Below are 17603 nucleotides of genomic sequence, written 5' to 3' on the forward strand. Positions count from 1 at the left end.
CGTATGACCAGCCTCGCCACCCTGCCCGGCTTCCTGACGCATTTCATCGCCGGCATCGCGTTGGTCTGGCTCGGTGCCTGGATCTACTGCCGGATCACGCCGCAGGACGAGGTCGGGCTGATCCGCCAAGGCAACACCGCGGCCGCCATCGCGCTGGCCGGGGCGGTGATCGGGCTGGCGATCCCGGTGGGTGCCTCGGTGTCCAATTCGGCGAACCTGCTGGACGCGGCGGTGTGGGGCGTGGTGGCGCTGCTGGCGCAGCTCATCTGCTTCTTCGTCGTGACGCGCCTGCTCGGACCCGGCTGGCGGGAGGCGATGGAACGGCGCGCCGAGGTGGCAGGCTCGATCATGAAGGCCGGGGTGTCGATCGCGGTCGGCATCGTCAACGCGGCGGCCATGAGCACGTAGTTTCTCGCCCTCCAACGCCGGGCGCCGGCCATCCGGCCGGCTTGGCTTCGCCGGACTTCCGGCGGGCCGCCGTCGCGGCCTCCGCGCTGCGCGCCGCGGTGCCTGATGTCCCCGGACGCCGGGAGCCGGCCGGGCCGCCTTCGCAACCGCCACGCGGAAATTTGACGCTCCGCCGCGCGGCGCCATACATAGAGCCACGCAAAGGCCGGCCCCCGTCCGGGATGGGGCAAACGGCCGTCTGGAGTTTCGGACCCATGTCCAAGATCACCGACGCGCGGGAGGCCGTGATGGTCGGCCGCCGGTCGGACGGCACCCTCGTCCGCCGCCCGCTCTCGCCGCATCTGCAGGCCTACGACATGATGCAGATGACGAGCGCGCTCTCCATCACGCACCGCATCACCGGCACGGTCTGGTCGATCGGCCTGGTGTTCCTGGTCTGGTGGCTGTGTGCGGCCGCCGCCGGCGAATCGGCCTTCAACGCGGTGCAGTGGGTGCTGGGGTCCTTCCTCGGCGTCATCGGGCTGATGGGCCTGACGGCCGCGGCCTGGTACCACACGCTGGCGGGCATCCGGCACCTCTACTGGGATTCGGGGCGCGGCTACGACCTGCCGACGACCTACCTCACCGGCCGGGCGGTGCTGATCGGCACCGCGGCGCTGACCGCGCTGACCTGGCTGATCATGCTGATCACCTGGATCTGAGACCATGGCCGAGCCCACGATCCGTACCCTCCGTTCCCCGCTCGGCCGCGTTCGCGGCCTCGGGTCCGCCAAGGGCGGCACGCATCACTGGTGGATGCAGCGCGTCACCTCCATCGCGCTGCTGCCGCTGACGATCTGGCTGATCTTCTCGCTGGCACGCATGCCGGACAGCACCTGGCAGGAGGCGACGGCCTGGATCGGCCGGCCGTTCAACGCCGTGCTGCTGCTGGCCTTCCTCGCCGCCGCCTTCCACCACGCGGCGAACGGCTTGCAGGAAGTGATCGAGGACTACGTCCGCGGCGAGATGGCGCGCGTCGGCACGCTGCTCGCGGTGAAGGGCGTCTGCGCGCTGCTGTGGATCGCCTCGACGCTGGCGGTGCTGCGCATCGCGATCTGACGCGACGCGGCTGGACTGAGGACATCGCGGGCCGGAGGGCATATTCCCCGCCGCGCGGAAAGAACGAGACGGAAGCGATGAACGCGATCAGCAAGCCTTCCAACGGCGCCTACCGCATCGTCGATCACACCTATGACGTGGTGGTGGTCGGCGCGGGCGGTGCGGGGCTGCGCGCCACCTTCGGCATGGGTGCGGCCGGCCTCAAGACCGCCTGCATCACCAAGGTCTTCCCCACGCGGTCCCACACCGTCGCCGCGCAGGGCGGCGTCAGCGCCGCGCTCGGCAACATGGGCGAGGATGATTGGCGCTGGCACATGTACGACACCGTGAAGGGGTCGGACTGGCTGGGCGACCAGGACGCCATCGAATACATGTGCCGCGAGGCCGTTCCGTCGATCCTCGAGCTGGAACACTACGGCATGCCGTTCAGCCGGACCGAGGACGGCAAGATCTACCAGCGCCCCTTCGGCGGCCATATGAAGCATTACGGCAAGGAGCCGGCGATGCGCGCCTGCGCCGCCGCCGACCGCACCGGCCATGCGATGCTGCACACGCTGTACCAGCAGTCGCTGAAGCATAACTGCGAGTTCTTCGTCGAGTATTTCGCCCTCGACCTCATCATGGACGATGAGGGTGCGTGCCGCGGCGTGATGGCGTGGTGCCTGGAAGATGGCTCGATCCATCGCTTCCGCGCGCAGACGACGGTGCTCGCGACGGGCGGCTATGGCCGCGCCTATTTCTCCTGCACCTCGGCGCATACCTGCACGGGCGATGGCGGCGGGATGGTCCTGCGCGCCGGCCTGCCGCTGCAGGACAACGAGTTCGTGCAGTTCCACCCGACCGGCATCTATGGCTCGGGCTGCCTCGTCACCGAAGGCGCCCGCGGCGAGGGCGGATACCTCACCAACTCCGAGGGCGAGCGCTTCATGGAGCGCTACGCGCCGACAGCGAAGGACCTGGCGTCGCGCGACGTCGTCTCCCGCGCGATGTCGATGGAGATCCGCGAAGGGCGCGGCGTGGGTCCGCACAAGGACCACATCCACCTGCATCTCGAGCATCTCGGCGCCGACATCCTGCATGAGCGGCTGCCGGGCATTTCCGAGACAGTGAAGATCTTCGCCGGCGTGGACGTGACGAAGGAGCCGATCCCGATGCTCCCGACCGTCCACTACAACATGGGCGGCATCCCGACGAACATCCACACCGAGGTGCTGAACCCGACCGCCCAGGACCAGGACAGGGTCGTCCCGGGCCTGATGGCCGTGGGCGAGGCCGCCTGCGTGTCCGTGCACGGCGCCAACCGCCTCGGCACCAACTCGCTGCTCGACCTCGTGGTGTTCGGCCGCGCCGCCGCGCTTCGCGCCGCCGAGACGGTCAAGCCCGGCGCGACCCAGGCGCCGTTGCCGCCCAAGGCCGGCGAGGCGTCGCTCGACCGCTTCGACCGCGTACGCAACGCGAAGGGCGATACTTCGGTCTCCGAACTGCGGCTGAACATGCAGCGCACCATGCAGACGCACGCCGCGGTGTTCCGCACCTCCGAACTGCTGCGCGAGGGCGTGGAGAAGATGGACAAGGTCGCCGCCGGTTACAGCGGCATCAAGATCGCCGACCGCTCGCTGGTCTGGAACAGCGACCTTATGGAGGCGCTGGAACTGGACAACCTGCTCGGCAACGCGCTGACGACCATCCATGGTGCCGAGGCGCGCAAGGAATCCCGCGGCGCCCACGCGCAGGAGGACTACCCCGAGCGCGACGACCAGAACTGGATGAAGCACACCCTGGCGCGCGTGGACGACAACTACGCCGTCAGCCTCGACTACCGCGACGTGAAGATGCGCACTCTGACCAACGAAGTGCAGGTCTTCCCGCCGAAGCCGCGCGTGTACTGAGGAACCGGGCCGTCCGATCGCTGGAGGGGCGAAGGCCCCGGAGGCGTGAATCGGCCGGCCGAAAGGGATATCGAGATGGCCACCTTCACGCTTCCGAAGAACTCCACGATCGGCGAGGGCAAGACCTATCGCGCCCCGGCCGGCGCGAAGAACGTCAAGTCGTTCAAGATCTACCGCTGGGACCCGGATGCGGGCGCCAATCCGCGCACCGACACCTACGAGATCGACCTCGACCAGTGCGGCCCGATGGTCCTGGACGCGCTGATCAAGATCAAGAACGAGGTGGACACCACGCTGACCTTCCGGCGGTCCTGCCGCGAGGGCATCTGCGGGTCCTGCGCGATGAACATCGACGGGCTGAATCACCTCGCCTGCCTCAAGCCGATCGAGGAAGTGAAGGGCGACGTCCGCATCTCCCCGCTGCCGCACATGCCGGTGGTGAAGGACCTGGTGCCGGACCTGTCGCAGATCTACGCGCAGCTGCGTTCGATCGAGCCCTGGCTGAAGTCCGAGACGCCGCCGCCGCCCGATGGCGAGCGCCTGCAGTCGAAGGAAGAACGCGCGAAGCTCGACGGGCTGTGGGAGTGCATCCTGTGCTTCTGCTGCTCGACCGCCTGCCCGTCCTACTGGTGGAACGGCGACCGCTACCTCGGCCCGGCAGTGCTGCTCCAGGCCTATCGCTGGATCTCGGACAGCCGCGACGAAGCGACGGGCGAGCGGCTCGATGCGCTCGAGGATCCGTTCAAGCTCTATCGCTGCCACACGATCATGAACTGCACCCGGACCTGCCCGAAGGGGCTGAACCCGGCGCAGGCGATCGGCGAGATCAAGAAGCTGATGGTCGAGCGCCAGGGCTGACCCTGGCGCCGCGGCGGTGACGGACGATCCGCCATCGCCCGACCCGGCGGAGATCGCCGGGCTTGTCGCGCGCCACGCACCTGGCGCGCGTCGGTTTCTCTCCTGGCAGGCGGGCGCCTCCGTCGCCCATCTGCTGCAGGCCGCCCGGCGCGGCCGGCCCGACTGGGTCATGGGCATCGAGGCGAGCGAGGCCGCCCTCGAGTCCCTCCTCCCGCTTCTCCCCGCCGATCCCTGCCTGCACCTGCGCGCGCATCCGCCGCTGGAGCCGCCGCCGCCCGACCGGTCGCATCCGCTCCAGCGCCCGGCCCGCCACGGCCTGCGCGCCGATGTGGTCCTGCTGCCCGGGCCCGGCCGGCTGATCGGCGCGCGCGCGGCGCTCGGCGTCCTGGCGCCGGAGGGCGTGGTGCTGCTCTCCCACCTGCCGGCAGGCGAGGACCCCGCCATCCTGCTCCCGGCCTATCAGGTGCTCGAACGCGGCCCGGGCCTGACCGTCCTGCGCCCACGCCGCCCGCCACCGCCCCCGGCGCCGCGCCCACCGGGCCGCCACGCCATCATCGTGCTGGTGGTGGGCGACCAGACGGAGGCGGAATGGGAGATCACCGGCCCTTCCGTCACTGCCTACGCGGCCTCGATCGGGGCCGAACTGCACGTGCTGCGCGACGGCCGCGGCCTGCCCACCAACAGCCTGAAGTCGGTCGCGCTCGACGTGGCGCGGGACTGCGACCGCTTCATGCTGATGGATGCCGACATCCTGGTCCGGCCGCATTGCCCGGATCTCTTCGCCATGGTCCCGCCCGAGGCGGTCGGCGCCTATCCCGAGGGCCTGCACTTCAACCGCAGCCCGATGATCGAGGCGGCGATGGCGATGCACCACGTCCCGCCCCTCACGCCGCGCGACTACTTCAATGCCGGCGTGATGGTGTTCTCCCGCGCGCATCTCGAATTGGTCGCGGCGCTGGGGCGCGGGACCGTCGCCGGGCTGCTGGCGGAACAGGATACGCTGGTCGCGCTGCGCCAGCGGCTCGGCATTCCGCTTCACCGGCTGACACCGGAATTCAACCTGATCGCCGGCGGGCGGCACCTCGCGGACTGGCGCTGCGGCTGGATGCTGCACACGGCGGGCTCGCCCAAGACCGGCTACCGCCGCCGCACCGCCTGGCAGCGGGAGGCGCTGCCCGAGGGCGAGGTCTGGACCCCCGCCCCTCTCCCCGGCCGCGCCCTGCGGCTGCCGCACATGCAGGCCCAGGCGGCGCGGCTGGCAGGGCAGGAAGCGCATGTCCTCGACCCGGACGTGATGGACTTCGCCATGCCGCGGGGCATGCCGCGCATCATGCCATCCGGCGTCGCCGCAGCCTGGATCGCGGCCGGGCCGGGCCGGGCCGAGCCGGCCGCGACCGGGCGGATCGAACGCCCGGCGCCGGGCCGCTGGCGCCTGTGCTTCGTGCCCGTGCCGGGGGAAGCGCGGCCCCGCTGCGGCTTCGTCGCACGCCTGCCCGGCCTGGCGGCGCCCCTGTTGGCCGGCGTGGTGGACACGGCGCGCGAGGTCACGCTGGATGTTCCGCCGGACGCAGCGGCGCTCGAGATCGGCCTGACCGCCGGGGCGCAGGACGCCGCCCTGGCCGGATTGCTGCTGCTGCGCCCGGCGCCGGGGATTCCGGCGACGGATTGATTGCCTCGGCGCGCCATTCCGGGGGATGCACCCGGCGCCTTCTGTGCCAGCATGAGCCCATCCGGCCGCAAGACGCCGACCCCAGGAAACGCCGAGGAGAACCCCCATGCCCCGCACGACGCCCCGCGCCCGCCGACCAGCCCACGCCATTGCAGGCCTCGTGGCGGTGGCGAGCCTCCTGGCGGCGCCGGCACTCGCCCAGACGCTGACCATCGGCTCGGGCGCCCCGGTCACCACGATCGACCCGCATTTCCACAATGTCGGGCCGAACAACGCGCTGACCATGCACATCTTCGACCGGCTGGTGGAACGCGACGCGCGGGCGCGGCCGCATCCCTCGCTGGCGGAATCCTGGCGCGTCGTCTCCGACACGGTGTGGGAGTTCAAGCTGCGCCGGGGCGTCACCTGGCACGACGGCAAGCCCTTCACCGCCGACGACGTGGTCTTCACCTTCTCCCGCGTGCCGAACGTGGCGAACAGCCCGGGCGGGTTCCAGGGCTTCCTGCGCGCGATCGAGCGGGTGGAGGTGGTGGACCCGCACACCATCCGGCTGCACACGCGCGCGCCGCATCCGCTGATGCCGCTCGACCTCGCCTCGGTCTCGATCATCGCGCGCCATGCCGCGGAAGGCATGGGGACGGAGGACTTCAACACCGGCCGCGCCGCGGTGGGCACCGGGCCGTATCGCCTGGTCGCCTACCGTTCCGGCGACCGCATCGAGATGGCGCGCAACGACGCGTATTTCGGCGGCGCCGAGCCCTGGGCGCGGGTGAACTACCGCATCGTCAACAATGACGGCGCGCGCACGGCGGCGCTGCTCGCCGGCGACCTCGACCTGATCGAGCAGGTGCCGACCTCCGACCTCGCGCGGCTGCGGCGCGACCCACGCATCACCGTCACCGAGATCCCGTCGCTGCGCACCGTCTACATGGCGCCGGACTATTCGCGGGACGGCAACACGCCGCTCGTCACCGACAATGCCGGCCAGCCGCTGCCGGTGAACCCGTTCAAGGACGCGCGCGTGCGCCGCGCGCTGTCGATGGCGATCAACCGCGACGCGCTGGTCGAGCGCGTGATGGAAGGTGCCGCCACCGCCACCGCGCAATGGCTGCCCGAAGGCGCCTTCGGCTACAACCCGCGCGTCCGCCCGCGCGCCTACGACCCGGATGGCGCGAAGCGGCTGCTCGCGGAAGCGGGCTATCCGGACGGCTTCCGCATCACGCTGAACACGCCGAACGACCGCTGGCCGAATGATTCCCGCCTCGCGCAGGCGGTGGCGCAGATGTGGACGCGCATCGGCGTGCGCACGCAGGTGGATGCGGCACCCTGGACGGCCTTCGTGCCGCGCCGCGCGCGGATCGAATACGCGATGCAGATCGGCGCCTGGGGCAGCAGCACCGGGGAGGCCTCGAACTTCCTCGTCAACACGGTGGCCACCAACAACCGCCAGCGGCTGACCGGGGCGAACAACAATGCGCGCTTCTCGGGCCCGGCCTTCGACGATCTCGCCGCGCGCGGCTCCGCCACGCTCGACGACGAGCGGCGCGAGGCGATCTGGCACGAGGCGACGGCGCTCTATGCCGAGCAGGAGCCGCTGATCCAGCTCGTGCAGTACGTGAACACCTGGGCGGTGCGGCGCGGCCTGACGCACGACCCGCGGATGGACGAGCGGACGATCGCGATGGGCGTGCGGCCGGCGCGTTGATCGGCGAGCGAGGGGACGGCACCTGCCATCCCCTCGCCCCCTGTCGGATCAGTCCTTCAGATCGGCGGGCACGATGCCGCCATTCTCCGCGACCTTCCGCATGACCTGCTTGTGCAGCCACACGTTCATCGTCGCGGAATCACTCGTGTCGCCCGTATAGCCGAGCTCCGTCGCCAGTTCCTTCCGCGCGGCCAGGCCGCTGTCGAGGTCGAGAAGCTTCATCAGGTCCACGATCGAGGTGCGCCAGTTGAGCTTCTGGCCTGCCGCGGCGGCACGCTCGTTCATGACCTTCTCGAGGTCGACCTGGTTCATCGCGGCCGCCGCGGGGGCGGCGGAGGCCGGAGCCGCCGCGCCCCCCGTCGCGGCCGGCGCGGCGGCACCGGCCTTCGAAGCCTCTGCCGCTTCCGCGGCCTCGGCAGGGCGCCCCAGGATGCGGGAGAATATGCGGCCGAGCATGCTCATCGCTTGCAGTTCCTTTCCGATCCTCCGGTGTCAGGCGCCCACGGGACGCGAGACCATCCGTTCCTCACCCTAGCCACCGAAGGGGTCTCGCACCGATCACGCCTCCGTGCTCAGGGACGGTTCGGAAATGCCGATGCCGGCCTTCGGAATGCACCGAACCGCCGCATTCCGAACCGGCGGCTCAGAGGAACCCCACCGGGTCCACGTCCACCTGCACCCGGACGTTGTTCGGCACCTCCACCTTCGCGAGCCATTCCTCGAGCAGCGGCTGCACCGCGATGTCCCGTCGCGTCTTCAGCAGCAGCCGCCGCCGGTGCCGCCCGCGCAGGATGGCGAGCGGCGCCGGGGCGGGGCCGAGCACCTCCACCCCCTCCCCGCCCGGCGCGGCGAGGCCGAGGTCCCGCGCGGCGCGATCGGCGGCGCGCTCATCCTCGGAACTGACGATCAGCGCGGCGAGGCGCCCGAAGGGCGGCCAGTGGCCGGGGCGGCGGCCGTCGGCCTCGGCCGCCATGAAGGCGTCGAGGTCGTTGGAGACCAGCGCCTGCATCACCGGATGCTCGGGCGTGAAGGTCTGCAGCAGCACGCGGCCGGGGCGTTCCTCCCGCCCCGCGCGGCCGGCGACCTGGTGCAGCAGTTGCACGGTGCGCTCGGACGCGCGCAGGTCGCCGCCCGCCAACCCGAGATCCGCATCCACCACGCCGACCAGCGTCAGGTGCGGGAAGTGCCAACCCTTGGCGACGATCTGCGTTCCGATGATGAGATCCACCTGCCGGTCCTGGATCGCCTGCGCCGCGGCCGCCGCGGCGGCGGGTCCGGGGATGCTGTCGCTCGCCATCACCAGCAGCCGCGCATCGGGCCAGAGGTCCTTGGCCTCCTCCAGCACGCGCTCGACGCCTGGGCCGATCGGCACGGTCGAATGCGCCGCGCCGCATTCCGGGCAGGATTCCGGGATCGCTTCGACATGGCCGCAATGGTGGCATTGCAGGCGGCGGGCGGCGCGGTGCTCGACCAGCCATGCGGTGCAGTTGGGGCAGCGCAGGCGATGGCCGCAGGCGCGGCAGAGCGTCATCGGCGCATAGCCGCGACGATTGAGGAACAGCATCGCCTGTTCCCCGCGCGCCAGGGTTTCCGTGACCGCCGCGACGAGCGGCGGCGAGAGGAAGCGGCCGCGCTCGGGCGGGTCCCGGCGCAGGTCCACCGCCTCCACCGCCGGTAGCTCGGCCCCGCCGTGGCGCGCCGGCAAATGCAGCGCGGCATAGCGCCCGGTCTGCGCATTGGTCGCGCTTTCCAGCGAGGGTGTGGCGCTGACCAGCACGCAGGCCGCCTGCGACAGCCGCGCGCGCACCACCGCCATGTCGCGCGCGTGGTAGACGACGCCTTCCTCCTGCTTGAAGGCGGTCTCGTGCTCCTCGTCCACCACGATCACGCCGAGGTCCGGGAAGGGCAGGAACAGCGCGGATCGGGCGCCGACCACCACCGGCGCCTCCCCTTCCGCGACGGCGCGCCAGGTCTCCCGCCGCGTGCGGGACGTCAGTTCCGAATGCCACAGCGCCGGGGCGGCGCCGAAACGGGTGCGGAAGCGCTCCAGCCATTGCGAGGAGAGCGCGATCTCCGGCAGCAGCACCAGCGCCTGGCGGCCCTGGCGCAAGGCTTCGGCGATGGCCTCGTAATAGACCTCGGTCTTGCCGGAGCCGGTCACGCCGGTCAGCAGCGTGGTGGCGAAGGCGCGGCGGGCGACGGAAGCCTTCAGCGCATCCGCCGCCTCCTGCTGTTCCGGGCGCAGTTCGGGGCCGGGGCGGTCCGCGTCGGGCGGGGCGAAGCGCGGGCGGCGCGGCAGCAGGGCGGGCTCGATCAGCCCGGCATCGGCCATGCCGCGCAGCACGGCGGGGGCGACGCCGGCCGCTTCGGCCAGTTCCCCGCCGGCGCGGGCGGCGCCGTCGGCCAGCACATCCAGCACCCGTCGGCGCATCGGCGTGATGCGCACGCCTTCCGGCGGTGCCGCGGCCTTGCGCCAGCCGGATTGCGGCGCCGGCGCCTCGAGCGCCGAGGGCGCGCTCATGGCCATCCGCAGCACGGCGCCGGGCGGGCTCAGCGTATAGGCGGCGACCCAGTCCACGAAGCGGCGCAGCACCGGCGTCATCGGCGGCGCGTCGAGCACCGCGATCACGTTGCGCAGCCGCTTCTCGGGCAGGCCGGGGTCCGTGTCCCCGTCCCAGGCGACGCCGACCACCTCCCGCCCGCCGAGCGGCACCGCGACGAAGGCGCCCGGCGTCACCGCGAGCCCTTCCGGGATGCGATAATCATAGGCACTTGCCAAAGGCAGCGGCAGCAGAACGCGAAGTCGTGGCAGCGGCGCAACAGACCCTGCTGCGGCGCACAAGCGCGTTCTTTTCCCCTCGGCCATCGTCTATAGCGTCACCTGGATCACGGTCCGGAAGCGCTTCCGGCCGCAGGTTGCTGCTGGAAGGTTTCCCACCATGAAATTCTTCGTCGATACCGCCGAGGTCGCCGAGATACGCTCCCTTGCCGAGGCCGGCCTCGTGGACGGCGTCACCACCAACCCCTCCCTGGTCGCCAAGTCAGGCCGCGACTTCAAGGAGGTCATCGCGGAGATCTGCGCCATCACCCCCGGTCCCGTCAGCGCCGAGGTCACCGCCACCGATGCCGCCGGCATGATCGCCGAGGGCAAGGTGCTGCGGACCATCGCGCCGAACGTGGCGGTGAAGGTGCCGCTGACGGAAGCGGGCCTGGTCGCGTGCCGGACCCTGGCGAACGAGGGCGCGATGGTCAACGTCACCCTCTGCTTCAGCCCGGCGCAGGCGCTGCTGGCTGCCAAGGCGGGCGCGACCTTCATCTCCCCCTTCGTGGGCCGGCTCGACGACATCTCGACCGACGGCATGCGGCTGATCGCGGACATCGTCCAGATCTACCGCAATTACCCGAACCTGAAGACCGAGGTGCTGGTCGCCTCCGTCCGCCATCCGATCCACCTGATCGAGGCGGCGAAGATGGGCGCCCATGTCGCCACCCTTCCGCCGAACGTGATCCGGATGCTGCTGAAGCACCCGCTCACCGACCGCGGCCTGGAGGCCTTCCTGGCCGACTGGAAGAAGACGGGGCAATCCATCCTGTGAACGATCACCTCCCCGCCCCGGACGTCCTTGCGGACCTCCCGGCGGAGGAGGTCGAAGCCTTCCTGCTCGCCCATCCGGGCTTCCTCGCGGAACGCCCGGACCTCTACCGCGCCCTCGTGCCGCCGCGCCGGCTGCACGGGGAGCGCCTGGCCGACCACATGGCCGCGATGCTCGATGCCGAGCGCAACCGCGCCCGCACGCTCGAGGCCGAGATGCGCGCGGCGGCAGAGGCCGGACGCGCCGGGTCGGGGCTGAACATGCGCGTCCGCCTCGCCGTCCTCGCGCTGATGCGCGCGCATGACGTGCTGGAGGCGGTCACGCAGGAGGTCCCGGCCCTGCTCGGCGTCGAGACCTGCACCCTGGCCTCCGAGCCGCTCTGCGCCCCCCTGTTCTCCAGCCGCCCGCCCGGCGTGCTGCCCCTGCCCTCGGGCGCCATCGCCCGGCTGATCGGCCGTGGACGCGACGCGGTGGTGCGGTCCCACCCCACCGACACCGAGATGCTGCATGCCGAGGCCGCGCCCCTGGTGGTGCGGGACGCGCTGGCCCGCGTGCCGCTGCCCGCCGGCCCGCCGATGCTGATCGCCCTCGGCGCGCGGGACCCGGCCGCCCTGCCCGCCCGGCAGACCGTCCCGGTGCTGGCCTTCCTTGGCCGCGCGGTCGCGGCCGCCCTGTCGCGCTGAGATGACCGGCGATCAGGCGCGCGCCGCCTGGCTCGATTGGCTGGCGCGGGAGCGGCGGGCGAGCCCCAACACCCTCGAAGCCTATGGCCACGATGCGGCGGAGTTCCTGGGCTTCCTCACGCGACACCTGGGCGGGGAGCCGGACCTCGCGGCGCTCGGCGAACTTCGCCCGGCGGATCTGCGCGCCTTCCTCGCCGAGCGGGCGGCGAAGGGGGATTCCACCGCGACGCGCGCGCGGCGGCTGGCCGCCATCCGCGGCTTCCTGCGCTTCCTGACGCGGCGGCACGGCATGGCGGCGCTGCCCCTCGGGGCCCTGCGGGGGCCGCGGCCAAAGGCGCCCATACCACGCGCCCTGACGGCGGAAGCCGCGCGCAGCATCGTCACCGAGGCGGGCGACATCTACGACCCCGGGCGCCACGAACGCGCGCCCCTTCAGGCGGCGCGCGACGTGGCGCTGTTCAGCCTGCTCTACGGCGCCGGGCTCCGCATTTCGGAAGCCCTGGCGCTGAACCTCGCCGACGCCCCGCTGCCAGGCCGGGAGGCGGCGCTGCGCGTCATGGGCAAGGGCAGCAAGGAGCGCCTGGTGCCGGTGCTGCCGGCGGTGCGCGCGGCGGTCGCGGACTACCTGAAGCATCGCGGCCGGGGCGCGCCAGCGGAACCGCTCTTCATCGGGGCGCGCGGCAAGCGGCTCGATCCCGCGGTGGCGCAGCGGTCATTGCGGGAGTTCCGTCGTCTCGCCGGCCTGCCCGAGCACGCGACGCCGCATGCGCTGCGACATTCCTTCGCGACGCACCTGCTCGGCGGCGGGGCGGACCTGCGCGCCATCCAGGAACTGCTGGGGCATGCGAGCCTGTCGACCACCCAGCGCTACACGGCGGTGGATGCGGCGGGGCTGCTCGCGACCTGGAAGAAGGCGCATCCGCGCGCGGGCTGACGCATCGCGCGCTACCGCCTGCCTGCCGCGTCATGCATCATGGCCGCGCCGTGAAGCGTCCGCAGCGAGGCGCGCGGCCGGATGGAATCTCATGTTCGAAGCGGCCGAACTCGACCACAAGGTCAGCAAGCAGGACTACGCGAAGGAGGAACCGGAACTCCGCCGCGCGCTGCTCCAGGCGCAGCGCGACCTCGGCAGCCAGCGCCGCTTCCCGGTGCTGGCCCTGATCGCCGGCGTCGAGGGGGCGGGCAAGAGCGAGACCGTCCACCTGCTGAACGAATGGCTGGACCCGCGCTTCATCGAGGTGAACGGCTTCGGCCTGCCCACAGAGGAAGAGGCGGCGCATCCGCCCATGTGGCGCTTCTGGCGCGCCCTGCCGCCCAAGGGGCGCATCGGCGTCTTCTTCGGCGCCTGGCACACCTTGCCGATCCTGCAGCGCGTGATGGGCAACCTCTCCGCCGGGGACTTCGCCGCGCGGATGGAGGAGATCATGCGCCTCGAGCGCATGCTCGCGCAGGAAGGCGTGCTGCTGCTGAAATACTGGTTCCACCTGTCGAAAGGCGCGCAGAAGAAGCGCATCAAGGCGCTGGAGAAGGACAAGGAGACCTCCTGGAAGGTCACCCGCTACGACCGCAAGCTGTTCGAGCACTACGACGATTTCATCGAGGTCTGCGAACCCTTCATCCGCGAGACCTCGACCGGCGAGGCGCCCTGGACCGTGGTGCCGGGGGCGGATGAGCGGTATCGCGCGCTCTTCGTCGGCCGGCACCTGCTGGGGGCGCTGCGGGCGCGCTTGGATGCGCCTGCCCCCGCCGCGCCGGCGAAGCCCGCGGAATCGGCGCCCGCTGCGCCCGGCCAGATCAACGTCATCCGCGCGCTGACGCTGAAGCAGGAGATGTCGCGCGAGGACTACGAGAAGGAACTCGCCGAGGCGCAGGGCCGCCTCGCGCGCGCCACGCGGCACAAGCGCTACGGCGATATCAGCGTCATCGGGGTGTTCGAGGGCAATGACGCCGCGGGCAAGGGCGGCGCGGTGCGCCGGCTCGCCGCGGCGCTCGACCCGCGCGCCTACCGCATCGTGCCGGTCGCCGCGCCGACGGAGGAGGAACGCGCCCAGCCCTATCTCTGGCGCTTCTGGCGCCATGTTCCGCGGCCGGGGCGCGTGACCATCTTCGACCGCTCCTGGTACGGCCGCGTGCTGGTGGAACGGGTGGAGGGCTTTGCCGCCGAACCCGACTGGCGCCGCGCCTATGGCGAGATCAACGATTTCGAGGAACAGCTCGTCACCCACGGCGCCGTGGTGGCGAAGTTCTGGCTCGCCATCAGCAAGGACGAGCAGCACCGCCGCTTCAAGGACCGCGAGGCGACCGCCTTCAAGCAGCACAAGATCACCGAGGAAGACTGGCGCAACCGCGAGAAGTGGGACGCCTACGAGGCGGCGGTCTGCGAGATGGTGGAACGCACCTCCACCCACATGGCGCCATGGACGCTGGTGGAGGCGGACAACAAGCTGCACGCGCGGGTGAAGGTGATCCGCACGCTGGCGGATGCGGTCGAGGAAGGGTTGAAAAGGGCGAAGTAAGGTCGTGGGAGGAGAACCTCCCCCGAGCCCCCTCCCTTCTTTGTCAGGGCGCATCGCCGATGGCGATGCGCGAAGTATCCAAAAAAGGAGGGGGGATTCGGGGGGAGTTCACTCCCCCCGACCTTCGTCACTCCACCCGTACGTTGGCCGTGCGGATCACCTCGCCCCAGCGCTCGACCTCGGCGCGCAGGAACGCGCCGGTCGCGGCGGGCGGGCGGCCTTCCACCACGAAGCCGAGATCCTGCAACCGCCGCGTCATCGTGGGTTCGCGCACGATGGCGTGGACCTCGCGCGCGATGCGCTCGGTGATGGCGTCCGGCGTGCGCGCGGGCGCGAGCAGCATGCACCAGGAACTGGCAACGAAATCCGGCAGCCCGGCCTCGATCACCGTCGGCAGGTCCGGCGCGAAGTCGGGACGCGTCGCGGTGGCGATGCCGAGGGGGCGCACAGTCCCCGCCTCGAACTGCGGCTTCAGCGTCGAGTAGGTGTCGAACATCAGGCCGATATTGCCGGCCATCAGGTCCTGCAGCGCGGGCTGCGTGCCGCGATAGGGCACGTGCTCCATGCGCAGCCCGGTGCGCAGTTGCAGCTGCTCCATCGCGAGATGCGCCGTAGCCCCGATTCCGCTCGACCCGTAGTTCACGCGGCCCGGCCGCGCGCGGATATGGTCCATGAAGCCGCGCAGGTTCTCGGCCGGCACGTGCTTGCTGCCGGCGAGCACCAGCGGCGCCTGCACCACCAGGCTGACCGGCGCGAAGGAAGCCAGCGCGTCGAAGGGCATCTTGCCCGCCTGCAGCGTCGCGTTGGCGGCATGGGCGGGCAGCACCATCACCAGGGTGTAGCCGTCGGCCGGCGACGACGCGGCGGCGGCGGCGCCGACGATGCTGTTGGCGCCGGGACGGTTCTCCACCACCACCGGCTGGCCGAGCACGCGCGAGAGCGGCTCCGCCACCAGGCGCGTCGCGATGTCGGTGGTGCCGCCGGGCGTGTAGGGCACGATGATGCGCAGCGGGCGCGTCGGCCATTCCTGCGCCTTCGCACCGCGCGCGGCGAAAGGAAGCGCGCCGGCAAGCGCGAGCGCCACGCGGCGGGACAAGGCGCGCGCGCGCGCAGTCTGGGTCGTCATGGGCGTTTCCCCGGATGTGTTCGTTGTGGCTTGCCGGGCAGTCTATTGGGTTCGGGCGGGGGGACAAGCAGGGGCAGGTCGGGGGAGGAGAACCTCCCCCGAGCCCCCTCCCTTCCTTGTCGATGGGCGCCGTGCGTCAGGTGCGGAGGCGGGCGACATTGGCCGCGTCGTGCGCGGCGCGGATCGCGGTGGGCAGGCGCCGGCCGCGCGTGGCGCCGAGCACGATGGCCACGGCGGTCTCCAGCGACACGCGATGGCCGGTCGAGACATAGACCGGCCGCGCCCCGCGCCGCGTGCGCAGCGCCGTGCCGATGCGCGCGCCCTTCCACATCAACGGCACGGTGTCGCCGGGCTCGGGTCCGGGCTCGCCCTCCCCGACCAGCAGCGACTTCGCGACGCCGATGGTCGGCACGCCGAACACCAGGCCAAGATGACAGGCAACGCCGAAGCCGCGCGGATGCGCCACCCCATGGCCGTCCACCAGGATCACCTCCGGCCTGACCGCCAGGCGCGACCAGCAGGCGAGCAGCGGCGGCACCTCCCGGAAGGCGAGATAGCCAGGCACATAGGGGAAATCCGCACGGCGCGATTCCGTCGCCGTCGCCAGCACCGCATCGGCGGAGGCATCCAGCGCCACCAGCGCGGCATGGACCATCTTCGCCGGGTCGAAGCGCGTGTTGCTGACATCCGCGCCGCCGAGCCGCGCGATGCGGGGCGGCAGGTCGTCCTCCGCCACGAGCCGCGCTGCCATCTCCGCCTGTGCGGCGCGGGCTTCGGGGATGTCGCGCGGGTGAAGCCAGTAGTGCGGAACGTCCGGGACCATGGGGCAGAGTGACACGCGCCGCCGCCGCTCAGAACCGGCGCTGACGGCAGGGCAGCGCGGCGCGCAGCCCTGCCCTCACGCGGCACCCCGCATGGCCGGGACCAGCAGGCCGACATTGTGGCGGAACATCGCCTCGTAGTCGGGCGCCGGTCCACCCGGGGGCGAGAGGGCATCGGCGAAGAGCCGGCCGCCCACCTGGACCCCGGCCTCCGCGGCCAGGCGGCGCAGCGTGGCGGGATTGGCCATGTTCTCGAGGAAGACGGCGGTGATGCGCTGTTCGCGGATCTGGCGGATCAGCCGTCCGACCTCGGCGGCCGAGGGCTCGCCCTCGGTCGAGACGCCCTGCGGCGCGAGAAAGGTGACGCCGTAGGCAGCTGCGAAGTAGCCGAAGGCGTCATGGCTGGTGACGACCTTGCGCTGCGCCTCCGGCACCGTCGCGATCTGCGCGCGGACCCAGGAATCCAGCGCGGCGAGGCGCGCGAGCTGGGTCTCGGCATTGCGCCGGTACGTCTCCTCCCCCGCCGGGTCGGCCGTGATCAGTGCCGCGGCAATGGTACGGAGATAGGCTTGGCCATGGCGAAGGTCCTGCCAGGCATGCGGGTCGGGCACCAGGCGCGGACCGGCGCCGGACTGCTGGCGGCGCGCGGCGGGGCCGTGTTCGTGCCGATGCGCTTCCATGCTGCGCGGAGCGATGCCGTCGGTCGCGGTAACGACCGTGCCGGCGCCGCCGGCCGAGCGCAGCAGCCGGTCGATCCAGGCATCGAAGCCGAGGCCGTTGCGCACGACCAGCCGCGCACCGCGCAGCGCCACGGCATCGGAGGGGCGCGGCTGGAAGGCATGGGCATCGACATCCGGCCCGGCGATGGTGCGCAGCGCGATCCGCTCGCCGCCGATCCGCCCCACCATGTCGCCCAGGATCGAGAAGGATGCGACGACGGACAGGCGGTCATTCGCCTCGGCGGCGGCGTGGCCGGCCAGGAGAAGCGCCGGCAGGGCGAGGAGCGGGCGACGGTTCACGGGCCGTGTCCTTGGAATGTTATACTATACCGATATCGCCATCCTTCCGGCGCCGCAAGCCGACCGGCGTGGAGCCTCTGCCATTCGCCCGGCTCGTCGCAGCCGCCCCGGGCGGTTGGTGCCGCGCGCATCGTCGTCGCATCGGGTGCTGCATGCTGACCGGGGCGGGGCCTTGGCATTCGGCGGCCTGCCGACCCGCTCCGTTCTCGCCGCGGACT

At 71.7% G+C, this 17603-nt stretch carries 16 protein-coding genes; 11 read left to right on the top strand and 5 right to left on the bottom strand.

The features are described from left to right. Nucleotides 1–3 precede the first annotated feature (3 nt). The 7 genes from GXW76_RS01875 to GXW76_RS01905 all read left to right on the top strand — a co-directional run bounded on the left by GXW76_RS01875 (nt 4) and on the right by GXW76_RS01905 (nt 7627). Nucleotides 4–408, top strand: a complete 405-nt coding sequence (locus tag GXW76_RS01875; protein WP_211860287.1) for a DUF350 domain-containing protein — start codon at nt 4–6, stop codon at nt 406–408. 254 nt (nt 409–662) lie between these two features. Continuing rightward, nucleotides 663–1109 carry a succinate dehydrogenase, cytochrome b556 subunit gene (gene sdhC / locus GXW76_RS01880; RefSeq protein ID WP_211860288.1) on the top strand — a complete coding sequence of 149 codons (447 nt, stop codon included), beginning with the start codon at nt 663–665 and terminating at the stop codon, nt 1107–1109. A 4-nt stretch (nt 1110–1113) separates the two neighbouring features. Then, complete coding sequence (sdhD, locus tag GXW76_RS01885; protein WP_211860289.1) at nt 1114–1506, top strand: succinate dehydrogenase, hydrophobic membrane anchor protein; 393 nt, start codon at nt 1114–1116, stop codon at nt 1504–1506. A 77-nt stretch (nt 1507–1583) separates the two neighbouring features. Beyond that, a complete protein-coding gene (sdhA, locus tag GXW76_RS01890) occupies nt 1584–3395 on the top strand; it encodes a succinate dehydrogenase flavoprotein subunit (protein ID WP_211860290.1) in 1812 nt (603 codons plus the stop codon). A 75-nt stretch (nt 3396–3470) separates the two neighbouring features. Next, entirely contained in the window at nt 3471–4253 is a 783-nt protein-coding gene (locus GXW76_RS01895) for a succinate dehydrogenase iron-sulfur subunit (protein WP_211860291.1), read from the top strand. A gap of 16 nt (nt 4254–4269) precedes the next feature. Further along, nucleotides 4270–5922: a glycosyltransferase family protein gene (locus GXW76_RS01900; protein ID WP_211860292.1), complete on the top strand. Its 1653-nt coding sequence runs from the start codon at nt 4270–4272 to the stop codon at nt 5920–5922. Between the two features lie 106 nt (nt 5923–6028). Further along, on the top strand, nt 6029–7627 hold the full coding sequence (locus GXW76_RS01905; protein WP_211860293.1) for an ABC transporter substrate-binding protein: 1599 nt from the start codon (nt 6029–6031) through the stop codon (nt 7625–7627). Nucleotides 7628–7675: 48 nt separating this feature from the next. Here the strand turns inward: GXW76_RS01905 and GXW76_RS01910 are convergent, their stop codons facing one another. Further along, entirely contained in the window at nt 7676–8089 is a 414-nt protein-coding gene (locus GXW76_RS01910) for a DUF3597 domain-containing protein (RefSeq protein ID WP_211860294.1), read from the bottom strand. A gap of 181 nt (nt 8090–8270) precedes the next feature. After that, nucleotides 8271–10493 carry a primosomal protein N' gene (locus GXW76_RS01915; RefSeq protein WP_211860295.1) on the bottom strand — a complete coding sequence of 741 codons (2223 nt, stop codon included), beginning with the start codon at nt 10491–10493 and terminating at the stop codon, nt 8271–8273. 73 nt (nt 10494–10566) lie between these two features. Here GXW76_RS01915 and fsa point away from each other — a divergent pair, with 73 nt between their 5' ends. The 4 genes from fsa to pap all read left to right on the top strand — a co-directional run bounded on the left by fsa (nt 10567) and on the right by pap (nt 14419). Further along, on the top strand, nt 10567–11223 hold the full coding sequence (gene fsa / locus GXW76_RS01920) for a fructose-6-phosphate aldolase (protein WP_211860296.1): 657 nt from the start codon (nt 10567–10569) through the stop codon (nt 11221–11223). Next, on the top strand, nt 11220–11903 hold the full coding sequence (locus tag GXW76_RS01925; protein WP_211860297.1) for a DUF484 family protein: 684 nt from the start codon (nt 11220–11222) through the stop codon (nt 11901–11903). The genes fsa and GXW76_RS01925 overlap by 4 nt, the downstream gene beginning before the upstream one ends. A gap of 1 nt (nt 11904) precedes the next feature. Next, nucleotides 11905–12837 carry a tyrosine recombinase XerC gene (locus tag GXW76_RS01930; protein ID WP_211860298.1) on the top strand — a complete coding sequence of 311 codons (933 nt, stop codon included), beginning with the start codon at nt 11905–11907 and terminating at the stop codon, nt 12835–12837. A 91-nt stretch (nt 12838–12928) separates the two neighbouring features. Next, nucleotides 12929–14419, top strand: coding sequence for a polyphosphate:AMP phosphotransferase (gene pap / locus GXW76_RS01935; protein WP_211860299.1), 1491 nt, complete (start codon nt 12929–12931; stop codon nt 14417–14419). 127 nt (nt 14420–14546) lie between these two features. Here pap and GXW76_RS01940 read toward each other — a convergent pair whose 3' ends face one another. From GXW76_RS01940 to GXW76_RS01950, 3 genes are all read right to left on the bottom strand, one after another. Beyond that, the gene (locus tag GXW76_RS01940) at nt 14547–15545 is read right to left on the bottom strand and encodes a Bug family tripartite tricarboxylate transporter substrate binding protein (protein WP_211860300.1); all 999 of its coding nucleotides are present in this window, start codon (nt 15543–15545) and stop codon (nt 14547–14549) included. A gap of 136 nt (nt 15546–15681) precedes the next feature. Further along, the gene (locus tag GXW76_RS01945; RefSeq protein ID WP_338150865.1) at nt 15682–16383 is read right to left on the bottom strand and encodes an endonuclease V; all 702 of its coding nucleotides are present in this window, start codon (nt 16381–16383) and stop codon (nt 15682–15684) included. A 60-nt stretch (nt 16384–16443) separates the two neighbouring features. Next, the gene (locus tag GXW76_RS01950; RefSeq protein ID WP_211860301.1) at nt 16444–17385 is read right to left on the bottom strand and encodes a metal ABC transporter solute-binding protein, Zn/Mn family; all 942 of its coding nucleotides are present in this window, start codon (nt 17383–17385) and stop codon (nt 16444–16446) included. Nucleotides 17386–17603 lie beyond the last annotated feature (218 nt).

It is taken from the genome of Neoroseomonas soli, assembly GCF_018129065.1.
GTDB classification, from domain to species: Bacteria; Pseudomonadota; Alphaproteobacteria; order Acetobacterales; family Acetobacteraceae; genus Neoroseomonas; species Neoroseomonas soli.

Excerpts from the sequence above, each read along its gene's own strand:
- GXW76_RS01875 (WP_211860287.1), top strand. The coding sequence starts at position 4 with ATGACCAGCCTCGCCACCCTGCCCGGCTTCCTGACGCATTTCATCGCC.
- sdhC (WP_211860288.1), top strand. The coding sequence starts at position 663 with ATGTCCAAGATCACCGACGCGCGGGAGGCCGTGATGGTCGGCCGCCGG.
- sdhD (WP_211860289.1), top strand. The coding sequence starts at position 1,114 with ATGGCCGAGCCCACGATCCGTACCCTCCGTTCCCCGCTCGGCCGCGTT.
- sdhA (WP_211860290.1), top strand. The coding sequence starts at position 1,584 with ATGAACGCGATCAGCAAGCCTTCCAACGGCGCCTACCGCATCGTCGAT.
- GXW76_RS01895 (WP_211860291.1), top strand. The coding sequence starts at position 3,471 with ATGGCCACCTTCACGCTTCCGAAGAACTCCACGATCGGCGAGGGCAAG.
- GXW76_RS01905 (WP_211860293.1), top strand. The coding sequence starts at position 6,029 with ATGCCCCGCACGACGCCCCGCGCCCGCCGACCAGCCCACGCCATTGCA.
- GXW76_RS01910 (WP_211860294.1), bottom strand. The coding sequence starts at position 8,089 with ATGAGCATGCTCGGCCGCATATTCTCCCGCATCCTGGGGCGCCCTGCC.
- GXW76_RS01915 (WP_211860295.1), bottom strand. The coding sequence starts at position 10,493 with ATGGCCGAGGGGAAAAGAACGCGCTTGTGCGCCGCAGCAGGGTCTGTT.
- fsa (WP_211860296.1), top strand. The coding sequence starts at position 10,567 with ATGAAATTCTTCGTCGATACCGCCGAGGTCGCCGAGATACGCTCCCTT.
- GXW76_RS01930 (WP_211860298.1), top strand. The coding sequence starts at position 11,905 with ATGACCGGCGATCAGGCGCGCGCCGCCTGGCTCGATTGGCTGGCGCGG.
- pap (WP_211860299.1), top strand. The coding sequence starts at position 12,929 with ATGTTCGAAGCGGCCGAACTCGACCACAAGGTCAGCAAGCAGGACTAC.
- GXW76_RS01940 (WP_211860300.1), bottom strand. The coding sequence starts at position 15,545 with ATGACGACCCAGACTGCGCGCGCGCGCGCCTTGTCCCGCCGCGTGGCG.